Source organism: Actinomadura macra NBRC 14102 (assembly GCF_001552215.1).
Classification (GTDB): Bacteria; Actinomycetota; Actinomycetes; order Streptosporangiales; family Streptosporangiaceae; genus Spirillospora; species Spirillospora macra.
In genome coordinates, this window is sequence record NZ_BCQT01000020.1 from 158,327 (window position 1) to 184,241 (window position 25,915).

At 67.4% G+C, this 25,915-nt stretch carries 31 protein-coding genes and 1 pseudogene; 8 read left to right on the forward strand and 24 right to left on the reverse strand.

The window, feature by feature from the left end:
* Positions 1–721: 721 nt before the first annotated feature.
* The 8 genes from AMA02S_RS45155 to AMA02S_RS32370 form a co-directional block, all read right to left on the reverse strand.
* Positions 722–937, reverse strand: a complete 216-nt coding sequence (locus AMA02S_RS45155; protein WP_084265835.1) for a helix-turn-helix domain-containing protein — start codon at positions 935–937, stop codon at positions 722–724.
* A gap of 79 nt (positions 938–1,016) precedes the next feature.
* Positions 1,017–1,673 (reverse strand): hypothetical protein, encoded by a 657-nt coding sequence (locus AMA02S_RS32340; RefSeq protein ID WP_067466094.1) that lies wholly within the window; start codon positions 1,671–1,673, stop codon positions 1,017–1,019.
* Positions 1,670–2,644, reverse strand: a complete 975-nt coding sequence (locus AMA02S_RS32345) for a CPBP family glutamic-type intramembrane protease (protein ID WP_157430953.1) — start codon at positions 2,642–2,644, stop codon at positions 1,670–1,672. The genes AMA02S_RS32340 and AMA02S_RS32345 overlap by 4 nt, the downstream gene beginning before the upstream one ends.
* Positions 2,645–2,851: 207 nt before the next feature.
* The gene (locus AMA02S_RS32350) at positions 2,852–3,730 is read right to left on the reverse strand and encodes a hypothetical protein (protein ID WP_067466100.1); all 879 of its coding nucleotides are present in this window, start codon (positions 3,728–3,730) and stop codon (positions 2,852–2,854) included.
* The gene (locus AMA02S_RS32355) at positions 3,727–4,626 is read right to left on the reverse strand and encodes an SAM-dependent methyltransferase (protein WP_157430954.1); all 900 of its coding nucleotides are present in this window, start codon (positions 4,624–4,626) and stop codon (positions 3,727–3,729) included. The genes AMA02S_RS32350 and AMA02S_RS32355 overlap by 4 nt, the downstream gene beginning before the upstream one ends.
* Entirely contained in the window at positions 4,623–5,459 is an 837-nt protein-coding gene (locus AMA02S_RS32360; protein WP_218005192.1) for an SAM-dependent methyltransferase, read from the reverse strand. The genes AMA02S_RS32355 and AMA02S_RS32360 overlap by 4 nt, the downstream gene beginning before the upstream one ends.
* The gene (locus AMA02S_RS43670) at positions 5,456–5,686 is read right to left on the reverse strand and encodes a hypothetical protein (RefSeq protein ID WP_067466115.1); all 231 of its coding nucleotides are present in this window, start codon (positions 5,684–5,686) and stop codon (positions 5,456–5,458) included. Before AMA02S_RS43670 ends, AMA02S_RS32360 begins: the two co-directional genes overlap by 4 nt.
* Before the next feature lie 328 nt (positions 5,687–6,014).
* Positions 6,015–6,347 carry a hypothetical protein gene (locus tag AMA02S_RS32370; protein ID WP_067466118.1) on the reverse strand — a complete coding sequence of 111 codons (333 nt, stop codon included), beginning with the start codon at positions 6,345–6,347 and terminating at the stop codon, positions 6,015–6,017.
* 339 nt (positions 6,348–6,686) lie between these two features.
* On the opposite strand from AMA02S_RS32370, the gene AMA02S_RS32375 reads away from it, so the two are divergent.
* Both AMA02S_RS32375 and AMA02S_RS32380 read left to right on the forward strand, forming a co-directional pair.
* Positions 6,687–8,132: a helix-turn-helix transcriptional regulator gene (locus AMA02S_RS32375; protein ID WP_157430955.1), complete on the forward strand. Its 1,446-nt coding sequence runs from the start codon at positions 6,687–6,689 to the stop codon at positions 8,130–8,132.
* A 287-nt stretch (positions 8,133–8,419) separates the two neighbouring features.
* Positions 8,420–8,956 carry a hypothetical protein gene (locus tag AMA02S_RS32380; RefSeq protein WP_245667924.1) on the forward strand — a complete coding sequence of 179 codons (537 nt, stop codon included), beginning with the start codon at positions 8,420–8,422 and terminating at the stop codon, positions 8,954–8,956.
* Here AMA02S_RS32380 and AMA02S_RS32385 read toward each other — a convergent pair.
* Together AMA02S_RS32385 and AMA02S_RS42320 are read right to left on the reverse strand one after the other, a co-directional pair.
* A complete protein-coding gene (locus AMA02S_RS32385; RefSeq protein WP_067466124.1) occupies positions 8,889–10,550 on the reverse strand; it encodes a macrolactam cyclase family protein in 1,662 nt (553 codons plus the stop codon). The two genes, AMA02S_RS32380 and AMA02S_RS32385, sit on opposite strands and share 68 nt — an antisense overlap.
* 77 nt (positions 10,551–10,627) lie before the next feature.
* Positions 10,628–10,783, reverse strand: a complete 156-nt coding sequence (locus AMA02S_RS42320; RefSeq protein WP_157430956.1) for a hypothetical protein — start codon at positions 10,781–10,783, stop codon at positions 10,628–10,630.
* Positions 10,784–10,968: 185 nt separating this feature from the next.
* Between AMA02S_RS42320 and AMA02S_RS45160 the strand changes: the two are divergent.
* The 3 genes and pseudogenes from AMA02S_RS45160 to AMA02S_RS32395 all read left to right on the forward strand — a co-directional run.
* Positions 10,969–11,172, forward strand: a pseudogene (locus AMA02S_RS45160) (helix-turn-helix domain-containing protein); the annotation flags it as partial.
* Between the two features lie 114 nt (positions 11,173–11,286).
* The gene (locus AMA02S_RS32390) at positions 11,287–12,273 is read left to right on the forward strand and encodes a hypothetical protein (RefSeq protein ID WP_245667925.1); all 987 of its coding nucleotides are present in this window, start codon (positions 11,287–11,289) and stop codon (positions 12,271–12,273) included.
* A 264-nt stretch (positions 12,274–12,537) separates the two neighbouring features.
* Positions 12,538–12,768, forward strand: a complete 231-nt coding sequence (locus tag AMA02S_RS32395) for a hypothetical protein (RefSeq protein ID WP_157430957.1) — start codon at positions 12,538–12,540, stop codon at positions 12,766–12,768.
* Between the two features lie 117 nt (positions 12,769–12,885).
* On the opposite strand, the gene AMA02S_RS42325 is transcribed toward AMA02S_RS32395, so the two are convergent.
* From AMA02S_RS42325 to AMA02S_RS32410, 5 genes are all read right to left on the reverse strand, one after another.
* Positions 12,886–13,110, reverse strand: coding sequence for a hypothetical protein (locus AMA02S_RS42325; RefSeq protein ID WP_157430958.1), 225 nt, complete (start codon positions 13,108–13,110; stop codon positions 12,886–12,888).
* An 11-nt stretch (positions 13,111–13,121) separates the two neighbouring features.
* Positions 13,122–14,069, reverse strand: coding sequence for a sulfotransferase domain-containing protein (locus AMA02S_RS32400; RefSeq protein WP_067466132.1), 948 nt, complete (start codon positions 14,067–14,069; stop codon positions 13,122–13,124).
* Between the two features lie 278 nt (positions 14,070–14,347).
* Positions 14,348–14,488: a hypothetical protein gene (locus AMA02S_RS42330; RefSeq protein ID WP_157430959.1), complete on the reverse strand. Its 141-nt coding sequence runs from the start codon at positions 14,486–14,488 to the stop codon at positions 14,348–14,350.
* Between the two features lie 178 nt (positions 14,489–14,666).
* On the reverse strand, positions 14,667–14,858 hold the full coding sequence (locus AMA02S_RS32405; RefSeq protein ID WP_067466137.1) for a DUF397 domain-containing protein: 192 nt from the start codon (positions 14,856–14,858) through the stop codon (positions 14,667–14,669).
* Positions 14,849–15,658 carry a helix-turn-helix domain-containing protein gene (locus AMA02S_RS32410; RefSeq protein ID WP_084265837.1) on the reverse strand — a complete coding sequence of 270 codons (810 nt, stop codon included), beginning with the start codon at positions 15,656–15,658 and terminating at the stop codon, positions 14,849–14,851. The genes AMA02S_RS32405 and AMA02S_RS32410 overlap by 10 nt, the downstream gene beginning before the upstream one ends.
* A 134-nt stretch (positions 15,659–15,792) precedes the next feature.
* Between AMA02S_RS32410 and AMA02S_RS32415 the strand changes: the two genes are divergently transcribed.
* Positions 15,793–16,191: an ATP-binding protein gene (locus AMA02S_RS32415; protein WP_067466142.1), complete on the forward strand. Its 399-nt coding sequence runs from the start codon at positions 15,793–15,795 to the stop codon at positions 16,189–16,191.
* 122 nt (positions 16,192–16,313) lie between these two features.
* Here AMA02S_RS32415 and AMA02S_RS32420 read toward each other — a convergent pair whose 3' ends face one another.
* From AMA02S_RS32420 to AMA02S_RS32455, 8 genes are all read right to left on the reverse strand, one after another.
* Complete coding sequence (locus AMA02S_RS32420) at positions 16,314–17,807, reverse strand: hypothetical protein (RefSeq protein ID WP_157430960.1); 1,494 nt, start codon at positions 17,805–17,807, stop codon at positions 16,314–16,316.
* Between the two features lie 23 nt (positions 17,808–17,830).
* A complete protein-coding gene (locus AMA02S_RS32425) occupies positions 17,831–18,214 on the reverse strand; it encodes a hypothetical protein (RefSeq protein ID WP_067466150.1) in 384 nt (127 codons plus the stop codon).
* A 260-nt stretch (positions 18,215–18,474) separates the two neighbouring features.
* On the reverse strand, positions 18,475–19,071 hold the full coding sequence (locus tag AMA02S_RS32430; RefSeq protein ID WP_067466153.1) for a hypothetical protein: 597 nt from the start codon (positions 19,069–19,071) through the stop codon (positions 18,475–18,477).
* Positions 19,072–19,078: 7 nt separating this feature from the next.
* Complete coding sequence (locus AMA02S_RS32435) at positions 19,079–19,501, reverse strand: hypothetical protein (protein ID WP_067466156.1); 423 nt, start codon at positions 19,499–19,501, stop codon at positions 19,079–19,081.
* A 126-nt stretch (positions 19,502–19,627) separates the two neighbouring features.
* A complete protein-coding gene (locus AMA02S_RS32440) occupies positions 19,628–20,479 on the reverse strand; it encodes a hypothetical protein (RefSeq protein WP_067466159.1) in 852 nt (283 codons plus the stop codon).
* Complete coding sequence (locus AMA02S_RS32445; protein ID WP_067466163.1) at positions 20,476–20,868, reverse strand: hypothetical protein; 393 nt, start codon at positions 20,866–20,868, stop codon at positions 20,476–20,478. The genes AMA02S_RS32440 and AMA02S_RS32445 overlap by 4 nt, the downstream gene beginning before the upstream one ends.
* Before the next feature lie 40 nt (positions 20,869–20,908).
* Positions 20,909–21,310, reverse strand: a complete 402-nt coding sequence (locus tag AMA02S_RS32450) for a DUF4913 domain-containing protein (RefSeq protein WP_067466165.1) — start codon at positions 21,308–21,310, stop codon at positions 20,909–20,911.
* 57 nt (positions 21,311–21,367) lie between these two features.
* A complete protein-coding gene (locus tag AMA02S_RS32455; protein ID WP_169806933.1) occupies positions 21,368–22,729 on the reverse strand; it encodes a type IV secretory system conjugative DNA transfer family protein in 1,362 nt (453 codons plus the stop codon).
* Between the two features lie 551 nt (positions 22,730–23,280).
* Here AMA02S_RS32455 and AMA02S_RS32460 point away from each other — a divergent pair.
* The gene (locus tag AMA02S_RS32460; protein ID WP_157430961.1) at positions 23,281–23,733 is read left to right on the forward strand and encodes a hypothetical protein; all 453 of its coding nucleotides are present in this window, start codon (positions 23,281–23,283) and stop codon (positions 23,731–23,733) included.
* Positions 23,734–24,378 (forward strand): DUF6000 family protein, encoded by a 645-nt coding sequence (locus AMA02S_RS32465; protein WP_067466178.1) that lies wholly within the window; start codon positions 23,734–23,736, stop codon positions 24,376–24,378.
* 50 nt (positions 24,379–24,428) lie between these two features.
* On the opposite strand, the gene AMA02S_RS32470 is transcribed toward AMA02S_RS32465, so the two are convergent.
* Positions 24,429–25,910, reverse strand: a complete 1,482-nt coding sequence (locus AMA02S_RS32470) for a putative type IV secretion/conjugal transfer ATPase (protein ID WP_245667926.1) — start codon at positions 25,908–25,910, stop codon at positions 24,429–24,431.
* Between the last annotated feature and the right edge of the window lie 5 nt (positions 25,911–25,915).

Sequence of the window (25,915 nt, forward strand, 5' to 3'; positions counted from 1 at the left end):
GTGCCCGGCCTGGTCACAAGTCCTGGCGTCGGTGGCCGGCATCCACGTTACGGCGAGACGATGTCTTCGTCACGGAAGGTTGCGCTGCCCCTATGAGCGGTCCACCGACGCCGCCTGGCCCGGTGACAACATCCTCCCGAATCATTCGTGCGCAGGGGGCCTTGAGTCATGCCGGGGCCGGATGACCTGGCTCCCACCAACGCGGGGACGTGAAGGCGGTAATGGGGGGCGGGATGGGTGCTCCTGGACGACGACGGCGGAGCCAGTTTCACACCGCCCAGCCGTCGATGGTGTGGGGTGTTGCTTCCGTCATTGACGTGCTCTTCCAGGGCGGGCAGGAGTTGGCTCAAGGTCACCGCCGCGGTCTCCTCGGCCGATTCGTGTGGTCTGCTCCGCACAAGGAAGAGCAGAGCACTGGTGTGGCAAACGCTGGCGCCGTCCGCCGATGGATCGGTTCGCAGTGCTCAGGTGTCCTAGCCGTAGGAGATGAGCTTGGCAAGGCTCGGCTGGCAGGTCGAGCCCGTCCTCGTCCTCGTCCCTCTGGGTTAGTGAGTGTGTCCCCTGAGTTGTGGCTCGGTTCCTGCATCGTGGTAGTCAGGAAGACCGCAAGGTCGCGATGAGTGTGGATCAGGAGGGATAGATCGGAGAGGTACTTCCCGATGGCGACGGACGGGCGGATGTCTGTTCTTGATCGCCTGGTTCGCCGATTCGAGCAACTCTGTTAGCAAGGGCGCAAAGGCGGAGCCGACGTGGGACTGGTTGGTGCGAAATGGCTGTGGGCGGTGGTGGCGCTCACGCCTGCGGTTTCGGCGACCTCCTCCATCGTGGTTGCATGCCACCCCCGCTCGGCGAAGGGGGCGAGTGCTTCCTCCAGCAGGGCATAGCCTGTTCGCCTCTTCTTGGGTTCGCTACCGCGCTGCCAGGGGGCGGCGTCCATTGGTCCTGCCGTCACTAAGGTGTCCGAACTCCGGGGTGCGTGGTCGACGGTCAGTGGTCGGATCGTGCTGGGACGGCCGTCAGCGCAGGCCGGTCAGGATGGGGTGGGTGCGGAGCCGGGTGTGGTCCCATCCGGACAGGTCCCAACCGGGCGGGATTGGGGTGATTGGCCCGTCGGTGGTGCCGTCGGCGAAATGGGCGGCGTCTTCTGGGGACAGGTCGCCCAGGTCCTGGTCGAGCCCGCCGCCAAGTTGGTCGCGGAGGATGTCGCGGATGGCGTCGCGGGCGATACCGCATAGGGCAACGGTCACTCCGTAGCCAGCCGCCCACCGTAGATGAGCCGCTTGTATGACGGTAAATATGACATCTCCGCCGTCGTCAGCCGTTGTTGGGTCGGCGTGGTGCTCGACTAGATCCGCCAGCTCGAAGACCAGGTGTTCCCAGCGCCGCAGTAGGAGGTTGACCGAGTTGCCGGTGGTGTCGGTGACCAGGTGGCCGGTGGCGCCGGTGTAGGAGCCGGGGTGGCGGACCCACACCACTCCCATGTCGGCGCCGGTGCCGTTGGTCTCGGTGAATAGGATTTCGTCGACGGGCGCGGCTCCAGGTGCGTGCGCCGCCGCTGCGTAGGCCCACACCCTGGAGGGGTCGCTGATCGCCGGGGTCAGCAGTAGTCGGGCGTCCTGGTCATCCAGGATGGTGTCGCCTTCTGGTGTCGGCTGCAGGGGACCGGTGGTCATAGCACCGGGCCTTTGGCGGGGTGGTCGCTGCGGGCGGGTTTGTCGCGTGGTCGTTTGCGGAGCCAGGCAGGGGCGGCATTGGGTGCGCCGGCCAGCAGCAGCGCGGCAACCGCCGGTCCCGCCAGCAGCAGAACGTATGCAGCCGGGCTGTTGAACAGGGCGATGGCGTTGAACAGAGTGTGTCCGACGATGATGGGGCCGATCCGGCGGGTGGCCCGGTACATCCACCAGGCCACCCCGGCGAACACGACGGTGGTGAGGGCTGGGGTGCCGAGGTAGGCGTGCGGGATCGCGCGGAGCAGGCACACCACGGTCAGGATCTGCCAGGGCGGGCGGCGGGCCGCGGCCATGAGCGCGGCGGGCAGGGCGAGCAGCGGGATCTCTTCGCGTATGCCGGCGGCTAGGGCTTGGGCGGCGAACCAGATCGGGTTGTGCAGTCCGGTCGCGTCGGCTTGCGCGGCTTGGTCGGCCACGGCCGGGCCGAGTTGGGTGATCCAGTCGTCCAGGAGCATCGTGGCGGTATGCCCGGCGAACACCACGGCGCAGGCCGCGACCGCGTCCATGTTCCAGCGCCGGAAGATTTCGCAGGACAGCCGGCCCCGCCACAGTGGCGCCCCGGCGTCGGCGGCGATCTGAGCGCACAGCCATGCGCCGGCCCCGGTCAGCAGCAGCGTCGCTATGGTGTCGGCGGCTTGGTCCAGGAACGGGAGCAGCACGGCCCCCGCAAGGGCGAGCCCGGCCGCGCCCAAGGCCGCGGAGCGGGCCGCGCGGCCGTGGGCGGAGCGGCAGTTACGGAGCAGCAGCCAGATCCCGGTGGCGGTGAGGCTGGCGGCCGAGGGGTTAACCGCGAACGCGGGCCAATCGGTATCGGCTCCGACCATCCCGGCGGCGGTGTTCAGGGATGCCGCCGAGTGCGGACCGAACAGGACCACTAGCGCCGCAACACCGCGCCAGAGAGAGGACTTGGTCATCTGAAGTGGGTCTCTAGTCTCAAGTTGGTGGTCACAGAACATGCGCGGTGCGATTCGCCCCGGGAGGTGGGCTCCGCCCCGACCAGCCAGTGCCCGGACCGGTCGCCGCCGTATCCGGTGATCCACGCGGTGGCCATGGGCGGCTCAGACATGCTTGGTCCGCTTGCGGTGAGCGCGTCGGACAGGGCAGGGAGTGAGTCGCTGCCATCACCGAGCGGCTTTGTCCATCGTGGCGTGGGTGATCGGGTGGGAGGGCAGCCCGGCGGAACGGTCGGCGGTCTGCTGGTCTGATGTTGGGGGGTGTTGGTGGAGACGGATGTCTGGGGGCGGGTCTGCCAGCAGCGACCAGGTCGCCAGCGTGGTGTAGACCAAGGCGATGACCCGGCCGTCGACATCGGCCGGTTCAGCGGCGGCGGGCCTGCTCTGGTCTGTCGGCATGGCGCGCGTTTGCGCCGTGGCGCCTTCTGACGCACCGTTGCGGTAAGGACGGATGATCTCCTGAGTGCCGTACCACAGCGGCCCGAAGATCGGCAGGGCCGCGGTGACGGTCAGGATCGACTCTGCCGCCGTGCCCTGAACCTCGGCCTCGTACGACTTGATCACAGCGCGGGTATCGGCCCACCACACGATCCAGATTCCCTGGGCGGTGGGTCCCCAATGGCAGGCCACGAACGGGGCGCCACGGGTGTTGTAGCCGATCCCATGGGGGTCGCGCCAGCGCAGGAATCCCGTCGCATGCGGGGGGTGGATGTTCATCGTGTCGACGACGTCGAGCCGGTCGGTCGCGGCGGTGGCGTTGTGGTGCCGGTGTTCGCGGATGGTGGCGCCCAGCTGTACCGCGCGGCGTGTGGTGTCGAGGTCCAGCTCGTACAGGGCCGCGTCGGTCAGACGCTGGGCCTCGTGGCGGGCGTGGGCGCGGTAGCGCTTGCGTTCGGGCAGCCGTTGGATCTCGGGCGGCAGGAAGATCTGCCACTGTTCGCCGCCGGAGTCGTCCGCCCAGGCAAGCGCGGCGTAGCGGCACAGGAACTCATGGGCCGCCCTTCGCAGCTGGGGCAGGGTATGGGGCGAGGGATCGTGGTGGTTCATGCGCGGCTTTCGATCAGGATTGGGCCGGGCTGTCGATACGTCGGAAGTGATGAGGTTGGGGAGGTGGCAGTCGGCACCGGGATCTGGCCGACGCCGCACCACAGACCGGCCGTATCCAGCTCGGGCGAGGGTGCCTCTGGTCGCCAGCGTGATACTGGGACGACCCCGGGCGTAAGGAGTCGTGTCCCGGCGAGGAATTCGCGGAGAGTGGCGCTGCTGCGCGGGACCGCCAGGCCGGGGTATTGTCCGGCGCCAAGAGCCTCGAACAGCGTCGCCCCGTAGTCGTCGTCGATGAGGTGGCAGATCGCCAGAACGCTTCCGGGTGCCAAGGGGGCGCGCAGGGCGTCCATCGCGGCCGCTGCGGTGGCGTCCGGCAGGACGTCCAGGCTGTTGAGTACTAGAACGCCGACGGGGCGGTCCAGATTCAGGCGTCGGGCGGCGCCCTCCACCAGTGCGGCGGGGTCGTCCAGGCCCGCGGTGACATACCCGCAGACGCTGCCCGGGGCCGGGGTCAGTAGCGCTTCGGCGGTCCTGGCGATCAAGAGGTCGGAATCGGCGTACAGCACCCGCGCCTGGGGGTTGAGCCGGTGGGCGATGTGATGGACTTCCGAATGCAGCGGCAGGTCGGTGCCGGCGACCAGCAGCTGATCCATGCCGCACCCGGTCACCAGGGCCCGCACTGCGCGGGCCCGGAACGCCAGCCGGTACCGTGCCAGGTCCGTGAGCTGCGGGCACACCTCCAGCGCCCGGTCGCAGAACTCTCGATCGCCGCAGAAGGCTTCTTTGCCGCCGGCCCACAGGCCCCACAGCCGGGTCATCCTGGACCGTGCGGTGTCGAACCCGTCGAGGTCGAGCTGAGCCGCCGCCCAGTCGAACGCCGCAGCTTTCCCGGTCATCGCGTGCACCCCCGCCCGATCACGGGCTCGGGTTTGCGTGCGACCCCGCACAGGCCCAGCTCGGCCGCTGCCCGGTCGGGGGCGGGGGCCTTATCGGCTGGGCGCCAGTCCGGCAGCGCCGTCATCCCCGGCTGCACCAGCTCCCAGGTCCCGAACAGGTCGAGGATCTGTTGGGCGGTGCGGGGTGTTCCGACGCCGAGCTGGTCCTGGTAGGCGGCGGCGATCCCGGCCATCTCGGGCCGGTCCACGCCGTGGGAGATCAACAGATGACTGCCCGGGGCCGCCGCGTCCCGGAATGGCGCCACCACCGCTTGGGCGTCGGTGAAGAAGTGCAGGATGGCCACGAACAGCAACCCGACCGGCTGGGAGAGGTCAAGGCCGGCGCGGCTGGCCTTGCCCAGGATGGTGGCGGACTCGCGGGCGTCGGCGTGGATGTAGGCGGTGCGGCCCTGCGGAGTGCAGGTCAGCAGGGCGCGGGCGTGGACCGCGACCAGCGGGTCGTGGTCGATGTAGACCACCCGGCACTCGGGCGCGGACCGCTGCGCGACCTCGTGGACGTTCTCGCGGGTCGGCAGACCGGAGCCGATGTCCAGGAACTGCCGGACCCCGGCCTCCTGGACCAGGAATTGGACCGCGCGGCCCAGGAACGCCCGGTTGTCGCGCACCAGCCGCTCCACATGCTTGTTCTCCAGCAGGAGTGTGCGCGCGAACTCCCGGTCGGCGCTGTAGTTGTCCTTGCCGCCCAGCAGGCAGTCGTAGACGCGGGCAATGTTCGCCACGTCCTGGCCAAGGTCGATGGGCTCGTCGGCGTCCTGCCCTGGCTGTCGGCTCACGCTGCGGCCGCCGTGGTGGGGCGCGTCAGGGCGGCGCGGAGTTCGTCTGGAGTGGTGGCCTCGACGGTGTCCGGCTCGTGCATCCGCTCGGGGGGAAGTGGGCCGCGCAGGGCCCACCAGTTGCCTCGGTCGGTGAGCACGATGTTGCAGTCGGGGAAGTCGCGGTGCAGGGCGGCCTTGGCCTGATCCGCCCAGTCGGGCCGGCGTCGGGTGGTGATTGTGGGCATGGCGATATCCAGAGAGGAAGGAGGAAGAGGGGTGGTGGCGGCGGTGGGGCTCCGTGCGGGGCGGTTGCCCCACCGCCGCGGTCTCATCGGGGCCGGATGGTTCGGCGGCAGCTGCACGCCCCGCCGAAACCATCCAGCCGGATCGGTCTCAGGCAGCCCCTGCCCGAGACCTGGAGGGTGAGCGCCTCGACGAGCAGGCGGGGGCGTGCCCGCTCACCGCGACGCCCACAGGCACAAGGAATCGTGAGCCCGCCGCCACCCGGCTAGGGGCCGCCGGAACGCTGCGCCGCACCGCCGTCTGCCGCGGCGGTCGCGTCGGTGATCATGGTCAGGGCTTCGGGGAGGGCGAGACAAGGATGGGATTTGCACTGTTGACGTGCCGGATCGCCCAAACCGCCTGGTCGATCTGGTCGACCGGGGCGATCGAGCGGTGCGGCGTCCGCGGGTAGGCGAAGTACGGCCCGTCACCGCGGTCGCGGACCACGACATCGACGGCACGGTTGGGGTCGCCGTGTCCGTCGAGCGGCTCCAGCCGGAGCATCGGTTCCTCTTCGAGGGTGAGGAGCTCACCGGTCCAGTGGTAGGCGGCCAGCTCGTCGGCGAGTTGCTGGAGCGCGCGCGAGGAAGATGGGGAGATGTCGGGCGTGACGGTTGCGGGCACCGTTCCGGCTCCTGCCTGGCAGCGGGGTTGCTGTGAAGTGCTGCATAGTCAACGCTGGGTTACCACCTGGTGCCAGGTGAGTTCGCCGGAGGCGATGCTGCCCGCTTGTCATGGCGTTGAGCTGCAGCAATGTGGTGAAGCCGGTTGTTCTTCCGAGATCACCGCAGGAATTGCTGAACGGGAAGATGCGATCACCGCGGCAATGGGGCCTAATGGGTCCCGATGACGCCCTGGCCGAAAGGAACAGTGATGGTCGCCCCAAGTCATCCTGAAAGGTGTACTAAGCGTCAACGTGACGAACTGCGACAAATGCTCCTCGCTGCAGGCGCTCCCAATCGCGTGATCAAGGACGAGATGATGCGGCGCTGGGGGTTGCGACCGCGACGGGCGTGGCGATTCGCCCACGGCTGGTCCCAGTCGGCCCTGGCCGCGCGCTACAACGCACGCTACGCCGAGCCCGACCGAGCCCCGATGTCAGATGGCCGGATCGCGGCCTACGAAAAGTGGCCGCAAGACCAACGAGAGCGTCCCAGCCTCCAGGTTCTGGTCCGGCTCGCCGAGCTCTTCGACACCACTGTGGACCAGGTCATCGACGGCGAGGATCTCGCCCACATGCCCGAGACCGACCAGCGGGCACTGCGCGACATCCGCAACACCGCTCCCGCGCCTTCGTCCACCGCCGCGCCGATACCGCCGGACAGCGCCTATCGTGGTTGGCGGGAAGCGGACATCCCGTCTGATCCGGGAAGCCAGCACAGGGTGGTGGCGATGGCTGCACACGAAGGCAGCGAACACGCCGAACAGGCCGAACGACGCGACATCGGAGACGCCACGCTCGCCCAGATGCGCGCCGACGTCGAACGACTCTCCCACGACTACATGACCGGCGAACCGTTCCCCGTCTTCCAGGAGATGACCCGGCTTCGGCACCGGATCTGGGCTGCGCTGGATCGACGCCTCTGGCCACGCGACCAGACCGAGCTGTACTTCCTGCTCGGAGTGCTACACGTGCTGATGGCGGCGGCCGCACACGGTCTAGGTAACCGACAGGCGGCAGAAGAACTCATCCGCGCCGGCTGGGCGTACGCCACCGGTATCGACCACCGGCCGTTGATGGCGCATCTGCGCTTGGAACTCGCCAACATCGTCTTCTGGACCCGGCCACGCAACTCCCGCGACCTGGCTCGCTCCGGCTTGAGCTACCTCTCCGAAGGCCAAACGGCCGCTCAACTGCACCTGCGTCACGGCCGCGCCGCCGCGCGCCTGGGCGATGCCGACACCGCCCGCCAGGCGATCACCGCTGCCCACCAGGCCGCCTCGCAACCCCATCACGACGACGTCCTTGACATCGGTGGCGAATTCGGATTGTCCACCGCCACCCGTCACTTCCTCGCCGGCTCGATCATGTTGGAACTTCCCAATGCCCACCACGAAGCCATCCACGAACTGAGTCAAGCCGCCGACCTCTACACCACAGGCCCCGCTCGCGGCGAAGACCATTACGACGGCTACATCGCCTGCAATGGAGTCGCCCTGGCCACCGCCCTGCTGCGCAACGGCCACCTCGACGCCGCCACCGATACCTTGCAACCGATTCTGAACCTGCCACCTAACAGGCGAATCCAAGCCCTTCTGCAACGCCTGCGCTATCAGGTACGCCCCGAACTCGCCGATCCTCGATATGCAGGCACGCAAGCGACGGCGGAACTCGACGGGCGCATTGAAGAGTTCTCGCAAGAGACCATCGTGCAAGACCTTGGGGAGCTCTCTGCCGGACGAGGCTGACGTCCTGATGCCACTGGAGAGGGCGAGCGGACCTTGGGCGCTGGTCTCCGGCGCCCCGTGGAGGCCCTCAGCGGGCAATCTTCTCGCGCACCTGTTGGATTTCACGAATCGCTCCTGCCCTCCAGCCCAGGACAAGAGAGTTACGGCCAGCGAACCTGCTACAACGACTTGGGCATCGATGGCGCCATGGCCGCCGGTGGCTTGGAGCGTCATCGACCAGGACATCGACAGGGTGTTGCGGCCCGATCAGTACTGCCGGCCGGGAAACGAGGTCAACGGAGGTGGAAGTGGTCTTCCGTATGAGCCCGGCGGATCCGGCCCGGCACCGGGTGGGTGTCATCGAGATGGTGAGCACCCGCGTGGCATGGCTGCATGAGAAGGGCCTTGGTGTGCCCGAGGGCATCGTGGAGACGCTGGCGGGTCAGCTCGGTGAGCCGGGCTGGCCGGTGTGGGTGCTGGAATGCGGTGAGGCGGTGGTCGGGTGCACGACGACCTTGGATGAGTGCCCAGTCTGGGCCTTCACGGCTGCCGAGCGGGAGCAGCCGGCGGTGTTCTTGGTGTCGACGTGGACGTTGCCGACCGACGGTGCCCGGCTGGGGCATGTGATGGCACGGTGGGCCTTAGATCACGCGGCCCGTACGGGACGGCTGCACGTACGCCGCGGCGCGTTCCATCCTGCGCTCGCCGAGTACTACTGCGGTGTGCAGGGGTGGACGCTGCTGCGGGAGATCGAGCGGCGGGGCAAGACCGCCTACATCATGTCCCGGCCCGCTGCATTGCAGCCGGATCTTGCGGTGCGGACCGAGGCGATTTCGGCTGGGTGAGGGACCTCAATCCCGCTTCCAGGATCAGTGGCCGGTAGATCTCGTAGGTGCGTTGGCCCGTGGCGGCGAAGCACCGGCAGGCACGGCGCAACTCGCCCTCGTCCAGGTATCCCTCGGCGACGAGCCACGACCGGTCGTCTAATAGCGACTCCAGTAGCGCTACGCCGTGGCGGCGCATGGCCAGGTCCAGGATGTGCTGGAAGTTTTCCTGCAACGGGGGATGGGTGACCTCGCGGGAGAAGCCGCGGCGGGTCAGGCGGTCGCGGAGCAGGCGTTTGCCGGCGCGCCAGGGCGCGGGCAGGGATTCGGTGAGGCGGACGAACTGAGGGGCGGCCAGTGGGTTGATCGGCCACAACCCGCGTCGCATGTAGTGCGGGTACAGGGCGGCGAAGCAGTCCAGGATGGACCACAGGGCCGGTCCCAGCGGCGCGGCGTCGTCGTAGCGAGCCGCAAGCAGCCTGCGGGCGTGCGCGCCGAGGTAGACCGGCACGTCGTTGTGGTCGACGGAAAGCGGCCCTGGCTGCGGCGTCGGGGCAGCGAGCTCGTCGGCGCGGACCTTCATCGCCTCGTCGCCGCCCAGGCCGGTGAACACCACGCTCGCGCCGGCGGCGGCGTAACGGTCCAGCAACAGGTTGCGGGCTTCTGCGTAGGGCCCTTCTTGAGGGTGGAACCGTGCCCCGACGGCGCGGGGGCCGCCGGGCGCGAACGGCAGGTGCGCGGCCATCGGCAGGCGGTGGTCGGCGGCGAATCCGGACTGCCGTAACAGTGCGCGCCGCCGGATCTGCTGCTCACCTTGGGGGCCGGTCAGCAGCATCGCGCCCGTGGCGACCTGGCCGGGGTGGAGCTGGGCGAGGGACAAGGCGACGTTGGTGGAGTCCATGCCGCCGGACAAGTCGGCCACGGCGGTGTCGGGATGAAAGTCCCACTGGTCGATCACTGCCGCCATCAGGTCCTCGAACGCGGCGACGGGGTCGGCTCCCTGACGCAGCTCACGGGGCAGGGCGTGAAGGCCGGGCTCGGGGTAGTCGATGCGCACCCGGCCAGCCGTGCCAGGCGAGCGGGTGAAAGTGGCGGTGGCTCGCTCGGTGACGGTTTGCACTCCGGCCAGCAGCGTGCGCTTGGAGTACACAGGGCTGTAGGTCAGGAACCGCACCGCTTCGACCGGATCGAGCTCGACACCGATGTGACCGATCAGGTCGAGCAGGTCCCATGAGCCGTACAGGGCACCGCCGCCAGTGGTGGTGAGGTGGATTGGTGCCACCCCCCACGGACTGGCGGTGATACGGACGGCACCGGGATCCAGGTCTACCAGGATGAAGCCAAGCGGCCACGCGGCGGATTGGGCGCGCAGCCGCGCGTAGGAGGCAGTGTCGGGGGCGCGGTACATCGGCGAGGCCGAGAGGACACCCCGGCGTCGTTCGCGGTTGACGATGAAACCGTGACTGTCGGGTCCGAGCACGAGCTGGTGCTCCAGGGCAGGGTGGGTGAACGGTTCGATCTGGCCGTGGCCGTGGTTCCAGTAGCCGCCTTGCGGGCGGGGGCGCCAGGTCAGGCTGGCAGGGGTGATGGGGTGCTCGAGAGTGAAGCGGAACATCGCAGCTCCTCTTGCCGATCTGGGGCGGGGACCAGTGATACGTGCTGGCCCCCGCCCCAGGCGCTGGGGGCGGGTGGTCACATCTCGTCGTACTTGTGGGGCTGGTCGGAGTCGCCGTCCTTTTTGGTGTACTCGTGAGCCTGTGCCGGGGCGATGAGGGTCTCGGGCCCGGCGAACAACCGCGCGAAGATCTCGGACGTCGGCGGGTGCGCGGGCGGCGGGGTGGTGTGCATGTTCTGCTCCTTGAGATGGATGGTGGTCGGTCACCGCTACTTCACAGGTCCCGTGCGCGATTCGGTGAGTGGTGTGCAGGAGCCGCACGTGTTTGCAGGATTTGCACACGGCTCTGGGCAACACCCCGTTGATCTCGTAGCGTGGTGAGGTCTTGACTTTCCGTGCTCTCCGGGGGGCGGCGGCGATGCAAGCGGACTCGTTCTGGCGGACGGCCGTGGTGAGAGGACTGGTCGACGCCGGGGCCTTGGGGGAGGTGATCCGGCTGGCGCGAGAGCACCGCGGGTGGCGTCAAGCCGACCTTGGCCGCAGGACGAGTTACTCGGCGGCGACGATTTCGCGGCTGGAGCGGGGCCGGTGCGCTGGCGTCGATGCGGCGAAGGCCAAGACGGTCGCGGCGGCTATCGAAATGCCTTCCGACGTGCTGGCCGCGTTACTGGGTGTCAGCACGTTGGCTGCGGCTACGGTGGTCACCACCATGGCCCCTGCGGTCCAGGAGGATCCGATGCGCCGACGAAGCCTGCTCGCCGCCGGTCTGGCCGCTCTGCCCATGGCCTCCCTGACCCGGTTGGACGAAGCGCTCGCGCTGACACCAGAGACGGCTGGCCCGGTCTCCCACGCCAAGGTCACTGCGCGCCTGCGGGCCGCCTGGCAGGCTTTTGACGACGGGCGGCTGGCCGAGGTGGTGCAGGGCCTGCCTACCCTGCTGGCGACCGCGCACCGTACCGCCGACCAAGATGCCGACCAACCGGCAGTATGGGTGCTGGTGGCCGGCGTGTACGACCTGGCGACCGAGGCACTGCACAAGATCGGCGCCGGACCACGCTCCCGCCTCACCGCCGACCGGGCGATGACCTATGCGGCCCGATCGCAGGACCCGATCGCGATGGCCGCAGCCGCGCGCTCGCTGGGCGTCGTACTCCGACACGAGGACCAGCAGACGCTCGCCCAACGCGTCACCATGCAGGCCGCCGCCCGGCTGGAGGCCACCGGCCTCACCACCACGGAGCAGGCCGCCGCCTACGCACAGACCCTGTGTACCACCGGATACAACGCGGCGCTGGCCGGAGACCGTGACGGCGCGCTGGAAATGATGAGCCAAGCCCACCGCGCCGCCCGCCACCTGCCAGCCCGGAGGCCCACCCGCCTCAACACGGCTCACCGATTCGCGATCACACCTGCCCAGGTCGCACTCTACGACGTCAGCGTCCGCTGGGGCCTCGGCGACGCGGGCGCCGCCTTGGCCGCCGGAACCGACCTGCGACCCGAGCAGTTCCCCACCCCCGAACGACGGGCCAGACTTCACATCGACATGGCGCGCGCCTACGCCCAACGAGGCTGGCCCGAACCGGCGATCGGCCGACTCCTGGACGCCTACCATCAAGCCCCCGGCGAAGTCCGCGACCGGCACTCCATCCGCCGCGTCGCCATCGATCTGGTCCACCGCAGCCCCCGCATACCGGGAGCACGCGAGCTCGCCGCCCTTCTTTGACACAGGCGGCGTGTGCGGGGCTGTGCGGTGCCGTCGTCGTGCGGTCCTTCGCGCTCTTGCCCGCTTGGGCAACCCATCGTCTACGGCGGCCGTCTGTGGGTGTCGTTGCCCAGACCGGGTGTCGTCGGCAGGGGGATGGCTCTGCCAGCGAGAGCAGCACCGTTTGTAGGTCGGTTCGGGCACCAGTTGGTGATCATCAGGCAAGAAATGTTGATGAGTTTGAGCACCGCGTAGCCGACCATGCATGCCGGTCTCGTCTGGTCTGTGTCCAACATCCTGATCAGAGTGGGCGTCCTACAAGCAGTGACCAACAGCTTCGAGACCGCCTACCCCTACCGGGAGGGAATCTGGGCTTTTCAGCTCCGGCTCTTGGTGGGGATGTGTAACAGCGAGGCCATGGTGGAGCTGGCTCTCCGGCAGCTCGGCGCTGACCAGTCGGAGATGGAACGCTGCCGAACCGCCACTGGGAACATCTTCGCGCCCACAGGCCGCTGACGGCTTGAACTGGCCCCGCCTTTGCGGTTTCAGGTGTCGAAGGCCAGCGGCCGTCGGCGACCGAGGAGTCGGGGTCCAATCGCAGACGGGCCTGGTCAGGGCTTGTGGCCAGGGCCCTCATCGACCAGGCCGGGCGGTCAGGCTGATGGCGGTCGGCTTCGCCGATGGTGAGCTACCGTCAACGGCGGCGAGCCATATCGCGCACATTCGACGCTCTGTCTTGCGGCCGGCCGGAGCGATGGCGTAGGCAATCCGGCACCCGTCGGGCGAGATCACCGGCTGCGACGGCACGACGCCGTCCGCCGCCAGTTCCGCGGTCGGCTCCGGTGCGTCTTCACTCATGCACCGCGCCCTTAGAGGTTGCCTGCCGCCGGCAGCGCGGGCCGGTGGATCCAGGCGGCAAGGTCGGCGGGCGCGCATTGGGCGACTCGGGCGGCGTAGCGGGGGAGCTCCTGCTCGCTGAGGACCTGCCGCCACTGGCCTGTTGTTCCGCTGTGGAAGAACCGGCTGTGGTCGTGGTAGAAGCCGTCGTGGCTGGCTTCGGGCGCGAGCTCGCCGGCCCGGCCCTTCATGACCGCGAACGTGGCGGCCTGGACCAGGTCCGGCCAGGCTGTCTCGGTGATGGCGATCCCGAGCCGGGCCGCTATGTAGCGCATCTGCCCTTCGAGGTCATCAAGGAGGTCCTCGTAGCGCAGCAGCACGATGTTGGGCTGGTCGCGGACCTGCCAGAACGTGTCCAGATGGTGAAGCATGATCTCCAGGTCGGACACGGCCTTGCCGGGCGCGGCCGGATTGACCCAGGACCAGAAGCGCTCGCGCGCGGTCCCGCTCGGCAGGGACGGAGCGGCGGCCAGCAACTCGGCAAGGGCCACGGCGCCCACGGCATCCTGGCGCAATGCCAGGGATACGGCCCGGTCGGTGTTGCCGGCATGGCTGTCCAGGGACACGGCCACATCCCGGGGGTCCCGGCTTGCGCACAGGTAGGTGACCCGGTCGTCGAAGGGCAATCCGTCCAGGGGCGCATGGGTCTTGATGAACCGCCGGTGCGCCTGTGCCTCCAGGTCGGCCAGCACTGCGGTGAGCGGGCGCAGCAGGACGTCCAGCCACGGCGAGATCTGGTCGAGCGGCCGGTCGAATGTCGCGCTCTTGAAGATCTCCAGGGCGCAGATCATCTGCAGCCAGGTCGTGCCGCACTTGGCCGGGGTGCTGATCACGATGTCGCCGGGACGGAACACCAACCCATCCCAGCGGGCCGAGTCGGTAAAGGAGGTCTGGTAGCGAACGCGTTCCCCCAAGCCCATGCTGGGAGAATGGCGACAACCAGATCAGGCCGTCAACCGTGCCGTGAACGACCGGAGGCCCCGCTAGCGCAATGACCCGAACGCGGCGCGGACCCCGGTGGCAGACAGCGTTGGTTCCTGCCAGGCAGCGAAATGATTGCCTGGTCTGCTCGAACGTGCGGTTCTCCGGGCGTCTTCCGCGGCGCCGGCTCAGCATGCGTCAGCGCCTCCCGCACCAGCCGCCGGATCACCCCGTACCTGCGGCCAGCGCCCGGACCGACAGCCCCTCCCGCCGCGAATCACGCCGGATGCGCTCGAACAGACAACCCGGTCGTGTCGAACATGCTTCGCAGCTCGGTGACCCAGGTTTTGGTTGCGGCATTGAGGGTCGGGCTCAGCGGAGTCCAGCGGCCCTGCGCCGCGGGCGCGATGTCCGTCACCCTGAACATCTTCGACGGTTAGAGCCGGGCCGTCACCTCTGTCGGCCACCGAAGGGTGTTGCCAACCCATGCAACACCCCACAGCGTCATAGTGCGGCGGGTCGTCCGCACTGGGGACGGGACGACTCGCAGTGACTCAGCGGGGCGAGGAGCGCCCAGGGTGTTCGGTGCCGGATGGTCAGGGCGTCTCGGCGGCCGACTGGATGGCCGTCCTCAGGGCCGTGCGGGTCATCAGTAGGAGGACAGACCCGTCCGGATCCTTGCTGTCTCGCACCGCCACCGCACCGGCGATCCCAACCAGCTCGACGCATTCGCCGCCGTTGGGTCCACTGTGCGTGCTCTTGCGCCATTGGGCGTTTGTCAGGTCCATCTCTCCTTGATGACCTTTCGGATCAGTTCACGCGACATGTCCTGGGTGAGAGCCTGAGAACGGAGTTCGACCAAGGTTCGCGCCAGGCTAGCCAGATCCGCCGGGTTGTCTGTGGTGATGCCTCGGATCGCTGTCTCGATGTACGCGATCTCACTCCGATCCTCCATCGTCGCAACCACGAACGCGCCCAGGACGCCCTCGTGCTCACCGCTAGACAACACTACTTGAACCGTGACGTTGGGCAACAAGATCAGCTCCAGCAGGTGCTCAAGCTGTTCCCGCATCGTCTCGGGGGTTCCCACGAGGTTATGGAGCACGTGTTCGTCGAGCAGGAAAACGACGATCGGAGGGTTGGAGTCCTTATCCCCGGTGAGGATGGCTTGGCGGATGATGCGCGCATCTGCCGCTTCCCGACTTCCTCGTAGCAGCGCCAAAGCGTAAGCCGGGGTCTGGGCTAGGCCGGGAATTATCGAGTGTTGCCAGCAGACGAGCATGACCGCGTCGGCTTCTGTCTGTGGCCAGTCGAACCAGATCGGGACTGGGTGTCCGTCCTTGTTCAGGTCCTCCCACAGGCTGATGAGGGAGCCGCCCGCCTCCAAATAGTCGTCCACGGCGTCAACGAACGACCGCGTGGCGCGCTTCTTCCCGGTCTCGATGCGACTGACTTGAGGGCCGCTCACCTGCGTCAGATGAGCGATGGTCTCCTGCTTGACGTCCTTGGCCTCTCTCATCCGGCGCATCTGGCGGCCGAAGGCGACGAGGGCGGGCGACTCACGTGGGCGTTGGCGACGCGGGGGCATGGCTCCTACCTCTCGACGAACCTGCCGGATTCAGAGGTCGATCTACCACTGTCTGCCACCTCTGTGTGGTAAGCCCATCGTAGCTAGAAAGTAGCTCACTGTGTGAGGGATGCCACACATAGTGAGGAGACGTCATGGGCCAGGCGCCTGCGGAGAACGAGATGGTGGTGAAGCAGGACCACAAGGCCGTCGCGGAGGTGCGGCGGTTTGTGCGACTCGTCACCGGCCAGTGGGACATGGACGATTTCGCGCCGTGTTTGGTGGCGAGCGAGCTGGTCACCAACGCCCTCCGCTATGCGTCCGCACCAGACGACAACGTGATCTTGCGTCTGATTCGAACCGAGGACGGAGTGCTGTGGATGGAGGTCCAGGACGCCACCTACGACCTGCCGCACATACAGGCAACGCACGTGAATAGCGAGGCGGGTCGGGGCCTCCTCATCGTGGACCAGCTTTGCCGCTACTGGGGGGTACGTCCCTTGGCTGGCAACATCGGCAAGATTGTTTTCGCGGTCCTCGACCCGTCAGAATGATCATGCGGGGGCTGAGCTTACGGTCCGCCTCTCCATGTTGTCGTGGCTAGTTCGTCAGTCGTGGCGTGGCCTACCCCTTGGCATCGGGGTAGGGGGCGAGGCGCAATTCTCGCCAATCAGCATCAGCCCTGCTGTCTGTGCTGGTAATTCGGCTGATTTGTTGGGACTTTAGAGGTTTGTGAGGATGAAGAAGGTGGCGCTTTGGAAAGGCAGTTGCCAATCGTTCTAGGAAATTCGGCTGCGGCTAGGGGAGATTGATTTTGCTCTGCGTTGGCGAGTGTGCGGTCGATGATCAGGCGCGCTTCTATGAGGGTGTCGGCAGATTGAGAAGTTAGATTGTGGATGGCTTGGCCGAGCGTGAGGATGGCTTGGCGGCCTCTGGTCTGAGCTATGTCGTACCGGGTCGAGAGTTCGCGGACTGACGCTGGTACGCGTGGTCGCTGGGTCGGGTGCTTCTTCTGATGATCCAGGACGCCGATTGTGGCAGCGTCGTTAATGGCGGCGTGCTGGCTGGCGGCGATGTTGTTGCACGCTTCGATGGTCTTGAGGGCGACGACGGCAAGATCCGCAGCCTGCGTCAGGTCCGCGGCGAGCTCGTGGGGTGGTCTTAAGCGGCCGGACGCGCGGGGGCTGGGTGTCCAGGCGGGATCGGCGTGGATGAAGCGGCCGAGGCGAACGATGAGGTCACCGGCGTCGGTTGCGGGGCCGTTGGCGGGGTGGCCGTAGTGGCCGATGTGCCCGTCCCAGCGTTGGATGACGGTTCGCCAGGCGCGGCCGGTGTGCTGGACGTCCGCCACCGCCTGTTTGAGGACAGGGACGTGGTGGAGCCTGCTCATTTCGTTGATGCGGTGGATCAGTTGGCGAACGGTCTTGGAGTTGAGATCGCAGACGATGGCGGCTGCTCGGGCGAGGTAGCGCCAGGTGGTCACCGAGGTGAAGGCCGCGGGGGCGCTCAGGCGTTGGATACTGGCGTCGATGCCGGCGAGGGCTTGTCTATCGTCTTCTCCGATCACGGGCGGAATGCGAGCCGGCGTGTGGTGGAGCGGGAGGGCGGCGATGGAGGATGCTGTCCGGTTCTCGCTGTATATGCGGTCGAGTATCGCGGCCTTCAGGAGCAGCGCGCCGGCCTGGTTGGTCGGTGCGTTAGTGCGCCTGGCCAGGTGGCCGACGGTGGCTGTGTGGGTGCTGAGCTGGTGCAGCAGGGCACGGGCGGTGTCGGGGGTTGCGATCACGACCGCGTTGGCTGAAGTCACCTGGTCCTGGGTAGGCGGGGAATGTGTGGATAGTAGGTCCAGGCCGCAGCCGAGGGCGATGGAGGCGGCGCGAAGTTTCTGGGCCAGGGTCGAGGCGGGTGTTTCGGTGTCCGAGGGTGGGCCGAGGAGGTGTTCTCCTTGTTCAAGGAGGGTGCCGGCGCGGCGGGCGGCGTCCCGCACGCCGGTGAGGTCCGGGGCCGGGGTGCCGAAGCCATTGGCGATCTGGTCGTGGTAGCGGGCGAGGACGTGCGTAAGGCGTGAGAGCTCAGGCAGGGCAGTGCGGCTGCGAATGTCCCGATGTAGGCGCGGGCTGTGGAGTTGTTGTTGAAGGTCGGTGAGATATTCGGTGGCGAGGGCGGTCATCTCCCCGAATGTGACCACGGCGGCTACCGGAGGGCGTCGCGGAGGCGTCCGGCGTGCTGGGCGGCTTGGAGGCAGGCCATCTTGTCGTCGGGGTCGTTGGCCAGTTCGGCGGCCCGGACCAGGCTTTGAAGGATCTTTCGCGCGAGTTCGAACAGGGCGTCGGCGGTGGCGTTCACCGCTGTGTAGTCGGCCGGGACGGTGGCGCGGAGAGACGGGGCCTGGCGGAGGGCCTGGTGGGCTTGGACGGCCTCACCTTCGGCCATCCCCCAGGCGATGAAGCCGTCGGGTTCTTGGGAGGCGTAGGCGGTGATGACCCGCTCGGCGTGAGCCAGGTCGTTGAGGGCGTTGTTGAGGATCTCGGTGAACCAGGCTTGTCGGACCTCGTGGTGTTCGCGTTCGTGCGTCATCTTGCTGTCCTCCAGTTGATGGCTGGGTGGAGCGGAAGCCGCCTTTGCAGGGGCCATGACGGATCCGCGCGTGCGGGCGGTGGAGCGCATTGTTCTTGTGCGGGCTGCTTGCGGCGTGCCTGACGGAGGAGACGGGAGTTGCGGCTTCTGATGGACGATGGCCTCAGGTTGGATGTGGAGCCTCGAATGAGGTCGGCGGCGGACGGGCCGCTGGTTCCATCTGGCCGATGCCGGTGCGTCGGCGTGAGCGTTGCGTCAGGCTAAGGAGTGAGTTCGTCTTGTAACCGGCTCATTGGGACGCCGCACCAAGAGCTCAGTGTCGTCAGAAGGTTGTGGCGGTCTTCGTCGAGTCTGCGTCTGGTTGAGCCTCTTACACCTGGTAGCCGGGCCGTGATGCTGATGTAGAGCTGTTCGGCCTGATCGGCCCAGGCCACGGTGCCCAGGCTCGTCTTCGTCGGCGGGAACGGTGGCGCTGGGGAGAGGTGCGTTTCCGGTTCGGCGTAGATGAAGGGAATGCCTGGTACCTCGACGTGGAAGGACGTCTCGGCGTTCACGCCGGTGCTCCAGCCGATGATGGTGCCGCAGCGGCCGGATTGGCGGGTTAGCCGTACTTCGTCGCCGACCGTGTAGGTGGCTTCTTTGGTGTTGATTGAGCAGCTGGTGTCGACCGTGCTGGAAGAGTCGATGCCGTGCCGGGTGGCGCAGTGCTCTAAAACGCAGAGTAGGGCGGCGAGGAGTGCTTCGGTATAGAGCAGGTCGGGCTGAAGTGCCGCGGGCTTTCTACGGAAGGTGTCCTGCTCGTAGGCAATCAGGGCTCGGATGGCACGGTCGATGCGCTTGGTGTTGGCGTGGGTCATGTTGTGCCTATTTGAGAGCGGCGTGGACGTGGCCAGCGTGGTGGGCGGCTCTCAGGCACGCCACACGGTCGGCGGGCTCCGTGGTCTTGGACGCGATGTTCAGCAGGGCCTCGGCGACGACCATCACCAGCGCGGCGATGGATTGGGAGAACTGCTGGACGTCCGCGTCCGGCATGGGACGTTCGGGCCAGGCGAGAGTGGGGGCTTCGGACAGGGCCCACCAGGCGTCGGTGGCCGCAACGAGCGCGGTCTGGTGTGCGTCCACGGGTGCGATCTGGCTGAGGACGGTGGTGCCACGCTCGATGAGGTCCAGGCCGATGAAGGCGGACGCGAGGAGCGCGGGGAGGGTGTCGGTGGTCTTGATCTGCCGGGTGGCGTAGTCGAAGAACTGTTTCAGCGGGACCTCCGGTGTTTCGACGTCCAACGCCAATGGACAACATTGGCGCTTCTTGTCTACTAAAGTTGATGCGATGGCAGTCTGACTGTTCGGCAGTTGAAGATCAACTATCGATGCCGTGTGTCGGGGTAAGCGTTCTGCCGTTGCGCGTCGTCGGTCTCAGTGGCCGCAGCTGGATCGATGAGTCAGCGTGTCGGCTGGACGGTTTGACTGTGCGCCTTGCTCATAAGGCTCCTGGTAGGAGATGCCCCGGGCGAGCGGCACTGGGAAGGCTTGTGCGGCGAGCTGGCCTGGGCTGAGTGGATGGGACGAGGCGACGATCTCTGGCTGGTCTTGTGCGGCAGATGGGAGACGTGGCGCGATATGGGGCAGGAGCCAATCGGTGACGCTTCGCTCGTCCATGCCGTTCCACGCCGCCAGCGCGTTCAGCAGAGCGTGGTGATCTTTGAAGTCGTCGGGCTGCGGAGAGACGCCGCGGACGTCGGCGATACCGATGCGGGTAATTGTCTCGATAAGGATCTCTTCCGCCCGGAGCGGTGAGTCGATGACGCCCTCAGCCGTGGGTGTGTCAGGGAAAGGCGGGGCGGGTTCCAGGTCGGCGGCAATGATGCTGCGGTAGGTGGTGGAGCCGAGGAAGTGTACGTAGTACTCGGTCGGGCCGTGTTCTGGGACGAGAAGTCCGGTGATGCTGCCTCGTGTCGGCTGGCCGAGGAGGATCGCTTCAGCTGCGGCGGGTCCGTCTAGCTGGACGGAGGAACCGATGGCGAAGACGTCGGGACTGTTCTGTTCGCTGAGGTAGTAGCCATGCGCCTGGGCAAGGATGTCGTTGAATTCCAGACCGCATTGTTCGGCGTAGTGCTTCAGATCGATCAGCAGATCGCCAAGAAGTTCGTGGGCATGGGCGTCGTTGCCCCGGTGGTCGAGATGTTCGGTCTCCTCGAAGAGCCCTTGGAAGGCATCCAGGGCTGCGGCTCCGAACTCGGCGAACTCGCCGGCGTTGGCTTCGGTCATGCGACCTCCGCATGTTCGTCTCGTGCATAGGAGCTGACTCCGGCCGTCCGGGTGAGGAGGAGCAGCGGTGAATCAGCCGGCTCCAGTTCGGGTGCGGTGGTATGTAGACCGTCGTTGATGCCGGGGACGCGCACCGTGTACTGGGCCATGCCACTGGGTGAGATAGCGAGGACGCCGCCGCGGTCGATACGGGCCTGGACTCTGGCGTCCACCAGGTCGGCCACGTCGAGGTGATTGCCCTCGCCGTAGCGGATGAGGTCGGCGACGGGAGCATGGAGGAGCCCCTCGGCTTCCGCGTGGATGTTGCGGTGCCCGTTGGCCAGATTGCCGAACAGGTGCCGTTCGTAGGCGTCCAGCGCAAGGGCGCCGGCTTGCATGCGTTCGGTCATGCGGATCTCCTGTCAGGGGTTCCAGCCGTGAAGGACGGGATCAGGCGTCGACCGGGACCGGCTCGTTCTGATCGAAGCCGAGCCATCCATAGGGGACCGGGACGATCCGGGCTTCGTGCGGGGACAGGTGCTCGTTTTCGGTGCACTGGTAGAAGGGACCGCGTGGTCCGAGCAGAATGGGGAGCTGGTGGTCGAGGTGGTCGCGGTACCACAGGGCCATCCCGGTGGCGCCTTGCAGACGCATCGCTTCCCAGGCGAACCACAATGCGGTGAGGCGGGAGATGGCTTCGCCGTGCCGCCACCATTCGGCGCACCAGCGGAACTCGCCGCCGAGAGTGCGCCTGTACATCGGGACGAAATGCTGGGTCACCCAGGCGGTGACATCCGGGTACAGCGACTCGGGATGCCTGTCGCCTGTCGGGGACGTGTCGGGAGTGGACATCGAGCCTCCAAAGCTCTGGATTCGTGCATGTGAGGGTGCCTTTCTGTCGGACGTTAACTACGGCATGGGCGGGTGGTCGTCGCGGTGGTAGTGGCGGCGGGCCGCATCCGCGATGGCGGTGTCGGCGGTCTTGATGGCCTGTTTGATGGCTGCGGCGTGCGGGCCGGAGTACCACGGGCGGAGGCGGATGAGGGCGGGTCTGGTCCCGGTGGCCAGCAGCAGCGCGGTTCCTGTGGGCAGCGCGCGAATGTCGGCGGCTTCAAGGATCTCTTGTCGCCGCAGCGAGATCTGCTCGCTGGTGCGTCCGTCGGTGTAGGTGATAGAGCGGATTGGCACGTCGTGTTGCCCGATGAGAGTGGCCAGGTCGCGGACGAGGCGGGGCGAGTCGATGCCGGCACCGATGACTTTGCGGGTCGCGGCGCCCCACAGCGCGGCCATGCCGGGCTCTCCCCAGACGGTGACGCCTTGCTCGTAGCTCTGCAGGATGGTGACCGGGATGATGCCGCGTGACCCGAGGTGGGAGTACAGCTGTGGCAGGTCGGCGATGCGGCAGATGTTGGCGGCCTCGTCCAGAGCGACGATCAGCGGCGGGTCGAGGCGTCCGCCGGCCTGCTCGGCGCGGCGTTCGGCCGCGCGCATGGTGGTGTCGGTCAGCGCGGCGATCAGTGGCGCGGCGGCCGACAGCGACTTCGACAGTAGGTAGAGCGTGTCGCAGGAGGTGGCGAACGCGTCCGGGTCGAAGACCGGCAGGCCGCGGTCAGGGGTGACCCAGGCGAGGATCTCCTGGTCGCGGAGGGCTTTGGCGGCGGTGCGGGCGGTCTGGTAGATCCCGTCCCGGGTCTCGACGGCACCGTTCTGCGTGCCTTTGAGGGACGAGGCCATGAGCTGGAATCCGGCCTCTTGGAGCAGTTCGATCGGTGTCGGGACGGCGGGCTCGTCCAGCCATTGCGCGACGTGGTGCAGGGAGCGGCCCGAGTTCGCGGCGGCCAGGAACAATGCGCAGAGCAGGTCTTGGGCGGCCGGTCCCCACAGGTCCTTCTTCTGACCGTCGTCGACGGTGAGGACGAAGTGCCCTGCAAGGCGGTGGGCGTCCTCGACGGTGGACAGTCCGGCGAGCGGGTTCCACCACCAGGCTTGTGGCTGGTAGGTGACGTGCTGCGGGTCGAACAGCCAGATCTTCCCACCGGTGCGTTCGGCGCGGACGGTGGCGATGGCTGACCACAGGTCGGCCTTGTTGCTGGTCGCGATGACCGGGCCGGGTGCGGACAGGACGTGCGGGACGGACTGAGTGGTGGTCTTACCCGAGCGCGGTGCCATGAACGCCACCACCGTGTCCTCGAACGAGGCGAACAAGGTCGGGCCGCTGCGGTCGCCAGGGAGGAGGGCATTCCCCAAGACCAGGCCGATGTCGTCCGGCATCAGCCTTTCGCGGGCAGCCTTCGTCAGTGAACGCCTGAGCGCGATCGCTTTGTCTGCGGTTGCGTCAGGTCCGAGCACTGCGAGACCGGGATTGTCGGCGAGCGCGGCGACGGGATCCCCAGGCTGTGGAAAACGTTCCGCGATACGCCGCCAGACTCTCCAGACCCCCATCGCGAGAGCGGTGATCAGAAGTACGAGGGTGAGCAGGACCAGCGGAGTCGATGTCCCCGGCCACGTGACATTGGTCTGGCCCCGGGCGAGAGCAATCGCGAAATCAGCACCGAACGACATGACCACGCCACCCGTGGCGAACGCGCACAGCTTGGCGGCAAGCCACACGATCCACAGCCCGACAATGGGCGCCCAGCAGGCGACGAGAACCAACCATCCGCCACCGGCGTTGGAATGCCACAATGACGCCCGAGGCCCCAGCGCACGCGTCATGCGCCGCCCCGGATGGCCTGGTCGGTTCCAGGAACTCCTCGAAGTTCGTGATCTTTGCTGCGTGACTGTTCAAGCCTTTGCTGAGTCCAAAGGGGCCAGATCGATCTGTGTCTCTCGATTCGGCCCGCGCGTTGATCGCCTACCATGCTGTGCGGATCCACCAGCTCCGCGACCTCAAGCTCACCGACTTTCACGACGGCAAGCTTCACCACGCAGGGCAGACCATCCTGCTCGCTGTCCCGGTCCGTGAACGGCTCCGCGACTACCTGGACCTCAGATCGGCGGCCTGGCCCACCACCATCAACCCACACCTGTCCGTCAACGTCCGTAGCTGGACCCACACCCGGCCCGTGCACGAGAGCTGGACGCGCGAACAACTCGGCATGCCCTGCCAGCAGATCCGACTCGACCGAAACTTCTCCGAAGCCCAGGAAACTGGCGGCGATCTGCGCACCTTGGCCGACCTGTTCGGCCTTTCCATCGCCAGAGCCGCCCGCTACGCCGCCGCCATCGACCGCATCCCCAGCACGATCGCAAAGGGAACCGGGCCGCCTGCCTGAATGACCGACCACGCCACCGGCCAGGATGTGCGCATGACCTTCCGCGTTCCCAGCACACCGGAGGACCGGGCCCTCATCCGCCGCTATGTCATCTGGGATCCCGAGTCCTACACCACCAGCCGCTACCACGACCTGATCAACCCGATACAGCCCGACAGGACCGACCTCGAAGCCTTCGAGACAGCCCTGGCAAACGACGCTCGCGAGATCAGCGATGAGGACCTGAGCACACTGCTGGACCTGGAATGGCGCTCCAGGATCACTGCTGCATGGCTTATCGCACTGGACCGGCGCATCCAGTTCAGGGACGCTCTCGGCGAGCTCTTGCTCGCCAGCGAATTGGTCCACGCCGGAATCGGCTACTGCATCGCCCTGGCCCGCTTCGCTCAACCCGAAGACGCCGACATCCTCGCCGCCTACCTGGACCGTTACCTGCCACGTCCCGACTGCCGCTACAACCAGGACGCGGCCATCGGCGCTCTGCTCTACCTCGATGAACAACTCGGCACCAACCGCGCTGACAGCTACCTCGGGCTCTGGCATCGCTCGGCATTCGCCGACCGCGATCCATGTGAAAGCCAGCGCCACACCGCCGAGCTCTGCGACTTCGCCGGCCGCATCATGAGCCCGGACGCCCTGCCCTGACTCCGCATCAAGACGGTCAATTCCACCAACTCCAGGCGGGCTACAGTGCCTCACGGGAGCACCGCCCCGGAGTTCCGCCGAGACTGTCCAGAATCTTGACGGATCTTCTGGTCTGTGTCGTAGAGGTCGACTTCAGGGCCGACGAGGGAGAGCTCGACCGGGATGCCGAGGCGTTCGCCGGTCTTGATGAGGTACTTCCCGCGCCCGGGATGGCGGGCGCCGGGTTGCCAGGAGTCGGGCGCCGACCAGGAAGTGACGAGTTGCTGTTCGGGGCCGGTGAGCGGGGCGATCTCGTGGACGCGGGCCAGCTCGCGGGGTGGGAGCCCAGCCAGAACGGTGATGGCGGATCGGTCAGCGAAGCCCTTGGCCTTGGCGCGGTCTTCCTCGGTGGCCAGGGCGTCGAGGTCGGCGAGCGAGTGCGTGATCATGATGGAGGCCATGCCCTTGGCGCGGTTGAGACGAGTGAGGGCGTCGGCGTGTTCGACCAGGCCGGGCGCGCCGCGTAGGGCGCGCCATAGTTCGTCCATCACGCCGAGGTAGGAGCGGCGGGGGCCGGCGCCGAGGTCGGCGAGGGCGGTGGCGGCGTCGACCATGCCGAAGGCGTAGGCCCAGGTGCACAGCATCGCGGCGGTGAGGAGCTTGTCGCCGGCGGCGCGGACGCGGGAGATGTCGACGCTGATCGCGGGCGCGTCCAGGTTCAGGGGGCGGGTGGTGGGTGAGTCGAAGACGCCGGCCAGAGATCCGGAGATGAGGAGGTCGAGGGTGAAGACCAGGTCACGGGTCTGGGCTCGGTAGGCGTCGGCGGTGTCGGTGCGGGTGGCCGTCCGGAGCTCGTCGGGTCCTTGTTCCAGGATCAGCAGGACGTCCACGATGGTGGGTTCGTGTTCGAGCCGGTCATCGAGGATGTCGATGGCGCGGCCGAGGACGACCTCTTCTGCGTTGGTGATGCGGGCTTCACGCACCAGGGTCGCCAGCGCCAGTAGCAGCGAGAGGCGCCGTGACCGTACCTCCCAGCGGAGTGTTTCGGCGTCGGCTCCGGCGAGGCGGCGCCGTGTCTCGTCGAGGGGCCCGGCGTCGAGGGGGTTGAGGCGGTCGAGGCCGCGTCCGACGCGGATCACCTGGCCGCCGAGGTATTCGACCAGCCTGGTGTAGTCCGGTTTGGTGTCACCGAGGATGATCGGTGTGGTGCCAGCGGCCACGGCCCCGGTGACCAGGCGTTTCACCAGGGTGGACTTGCCGGTGCCGGGCTGTCCGAGGACGAACATGCCGGGGTTGGTGACCAGCCCTTCGCGTAGCCAGGCGAGCGGGTCGAGGCAGACGACCTCGCCCCAGAGCTGGTGGCGTCCGACCGGGGTACCGGCGGTGGGAGTGCCGGAGCCGGCGGTAAAGGGGTACAGCCCGCAGGCTTGGTTGGTAGTGGCCTGGAACTCGGGTGCGGGCTCAACGTGCGCGGCGCGTCCAGTGCCAGGCCCGCGCCAGCCCCAAGGCGCGGCGAGCGGCTCGGACATGGCTTCCGCCTCGACGTTGGGCAACTGCT

Excerpts from the sequence above, each read along its gene's own strand:
- AMA02S_RS32390 (WP_245667925.1), top strand. The coding sequence starts at position 11,287 with ATGCGCCGACGAAGCCTGCTCGCCGCCGGTCTGGCCGCTCTGCCCATG.
- AMA02S_RS43670 (WP_067466115.1), bottom strand. The coding sequence starts at position 5,686 with ATGCCCACAATCACCACCCGACGCCGGCCCGACTGGGCGGATCAGGCC.
- AMA02S_RS32345 (WP_157430953.1), bottom strand. The coding sequence starts at position 2,644 with ATGACCAAGTCCTCTCTCTGGCGCGGTGTTGCGGCGCTAGTGGTCCTG.
- AMA02S_RS32445 (WP_067466163.1), bottom strand. The coding sequence starts at position 20,868 with ATGACCGAACGCATGCAAGCCGGCGCCCTTGCGCTGGACGCCTACGAA.
- AMA02S_RS32440 (WP_067466159.1), bottom strand. The coding sequence starts at position 20,479 with ATGACCGAAGCCAACGCCGGCGAGTTCGCCGAGTTCGGAGCCGCAGCC.
- AMA02S_RS32430 (WP_067466153.1), bottom strand. The coding sequence starts at position 19,071 with ATGACCCACGCCAACACCAAGCGCATCGACCGTGCCATCCGAGCCCTG.
- AMA02S_RS32420 (WP_157430960.1), bottom strand. The coding sequence starts at position 17,807 with ATGACCGCCCTCGCCACCGAATATCTCACCGACCTTCAACAACAACTC.
- AMA02S_RS32450 (WP_067466165.1), bottom strand. The coding sequence starts at position 21,310 with ATGTCCACTCCCGACACGTCCCCGACAGGCGACAGGCATCCCGAGTCG.
- AMA02S_RS32455 (WP_169806933.1), bottom strand. The coding sequence starts at position 22,729 with ATGCCGGACGACATCGGCCTGGTCTTGGGGAATGCCCTCCTCCCTGGC.
- AMA02S_RS45155 (WP_084265835.1), bottom strand. The coding sequence starts at position 937 with ATGGACGCCGCCCCCTGGCAGCGCGGTAGCGAACCCAAGAAGAGGCGA.
- AMA02S_RS42320 (WP_157430956.1), bottom strand. The coding sequence starts at position 10,783 with ATGCACACCACCCCGCCGCCCGCGCACCCGCCGACGTCCGAGATCTTC.
- AMA02S_RS32340 (WP_067466094.1), bottom strand. The coding sequence starts at position 1,673 with ATGACCACCGGTCCCCTGCAGCCGACACCAGAAGGCGACACCATCCTG.
- AMA02S_RS32405 (WP_067466137.1), bottom strand. The coding sequence starts at position 14,858 with ATGGACCTGACAAACGCCCAATGGCGCAAGAGCACGCACAGTGGACCC.
- AMA02S_RS32350 (WP_067466100.1), bottom strand. The coding sequence starts at position 3,730 with ATGAACCACCACGATCCCTCGCCCCATACCCTGCCCCAGCTGCGAAGG.
- AMA02S_RS32415 (WP_067466142.1), top strand. The coding sequence starts at position 15,793 with ATGGGCCAGGCGCCTGCGGAGAACGAGATGGTGGTGAAGCAGGACCAC.
- AMA02S_RS42325 (WP_157430958.1), bottom strand. The coding sequence starts at position 13,110 with ATGAGTGAAGACGCACCGGAGCCGACCGCGGAACTGGCGGCGGACGGC.
- AMA02S_RS32355 (WP_157430954.1), bottom strand. The coding sequence starts at position 4,626 with ATGACCGGGAAAGCTGCGGCGTTCGACTGGGCGGCGGCTCAGCTCGAC.
- AMA02S_RS32410 (WP_084265837.1), bottom strand. The coding sequence starts at position 15,658 with ATGCCCCCGCGTCGCCAACGCCCACGTGAGTCGCCCGCCCTCGTCGCC.
- AMA02S_RS32385 (WP_067466124.1), bottom strand. The coding sequence starts at position 10,550 with ATGTTCCGCTTCACTCTCGAGCACCCCATCACCCCTGCCAGCCTGACC.
- AMA02S_RS32465 (WP_067466178.1), top strand. The coding sequence starts at position 23,734 with ATGACCGACCACGCCACCGGCCAGGATGTGCGCATGACCTTCCGCGTT.
- AMA02S_RS32425 (WP_067466150.1), bottom strand. The coding sequence starts at position 18,214 with ATGACGCACGAACGCGAACACCACGAGGTCCGACAAGCCTGGTTCACC.
- AMA02S_RS32400 (WP_067466132.1), bottom strand. The coding sequence starts at position 14,069 with ATGGGCTTGGGGGAACGCGTTCGCTACCAGACCTCCTTTACCGACTCG.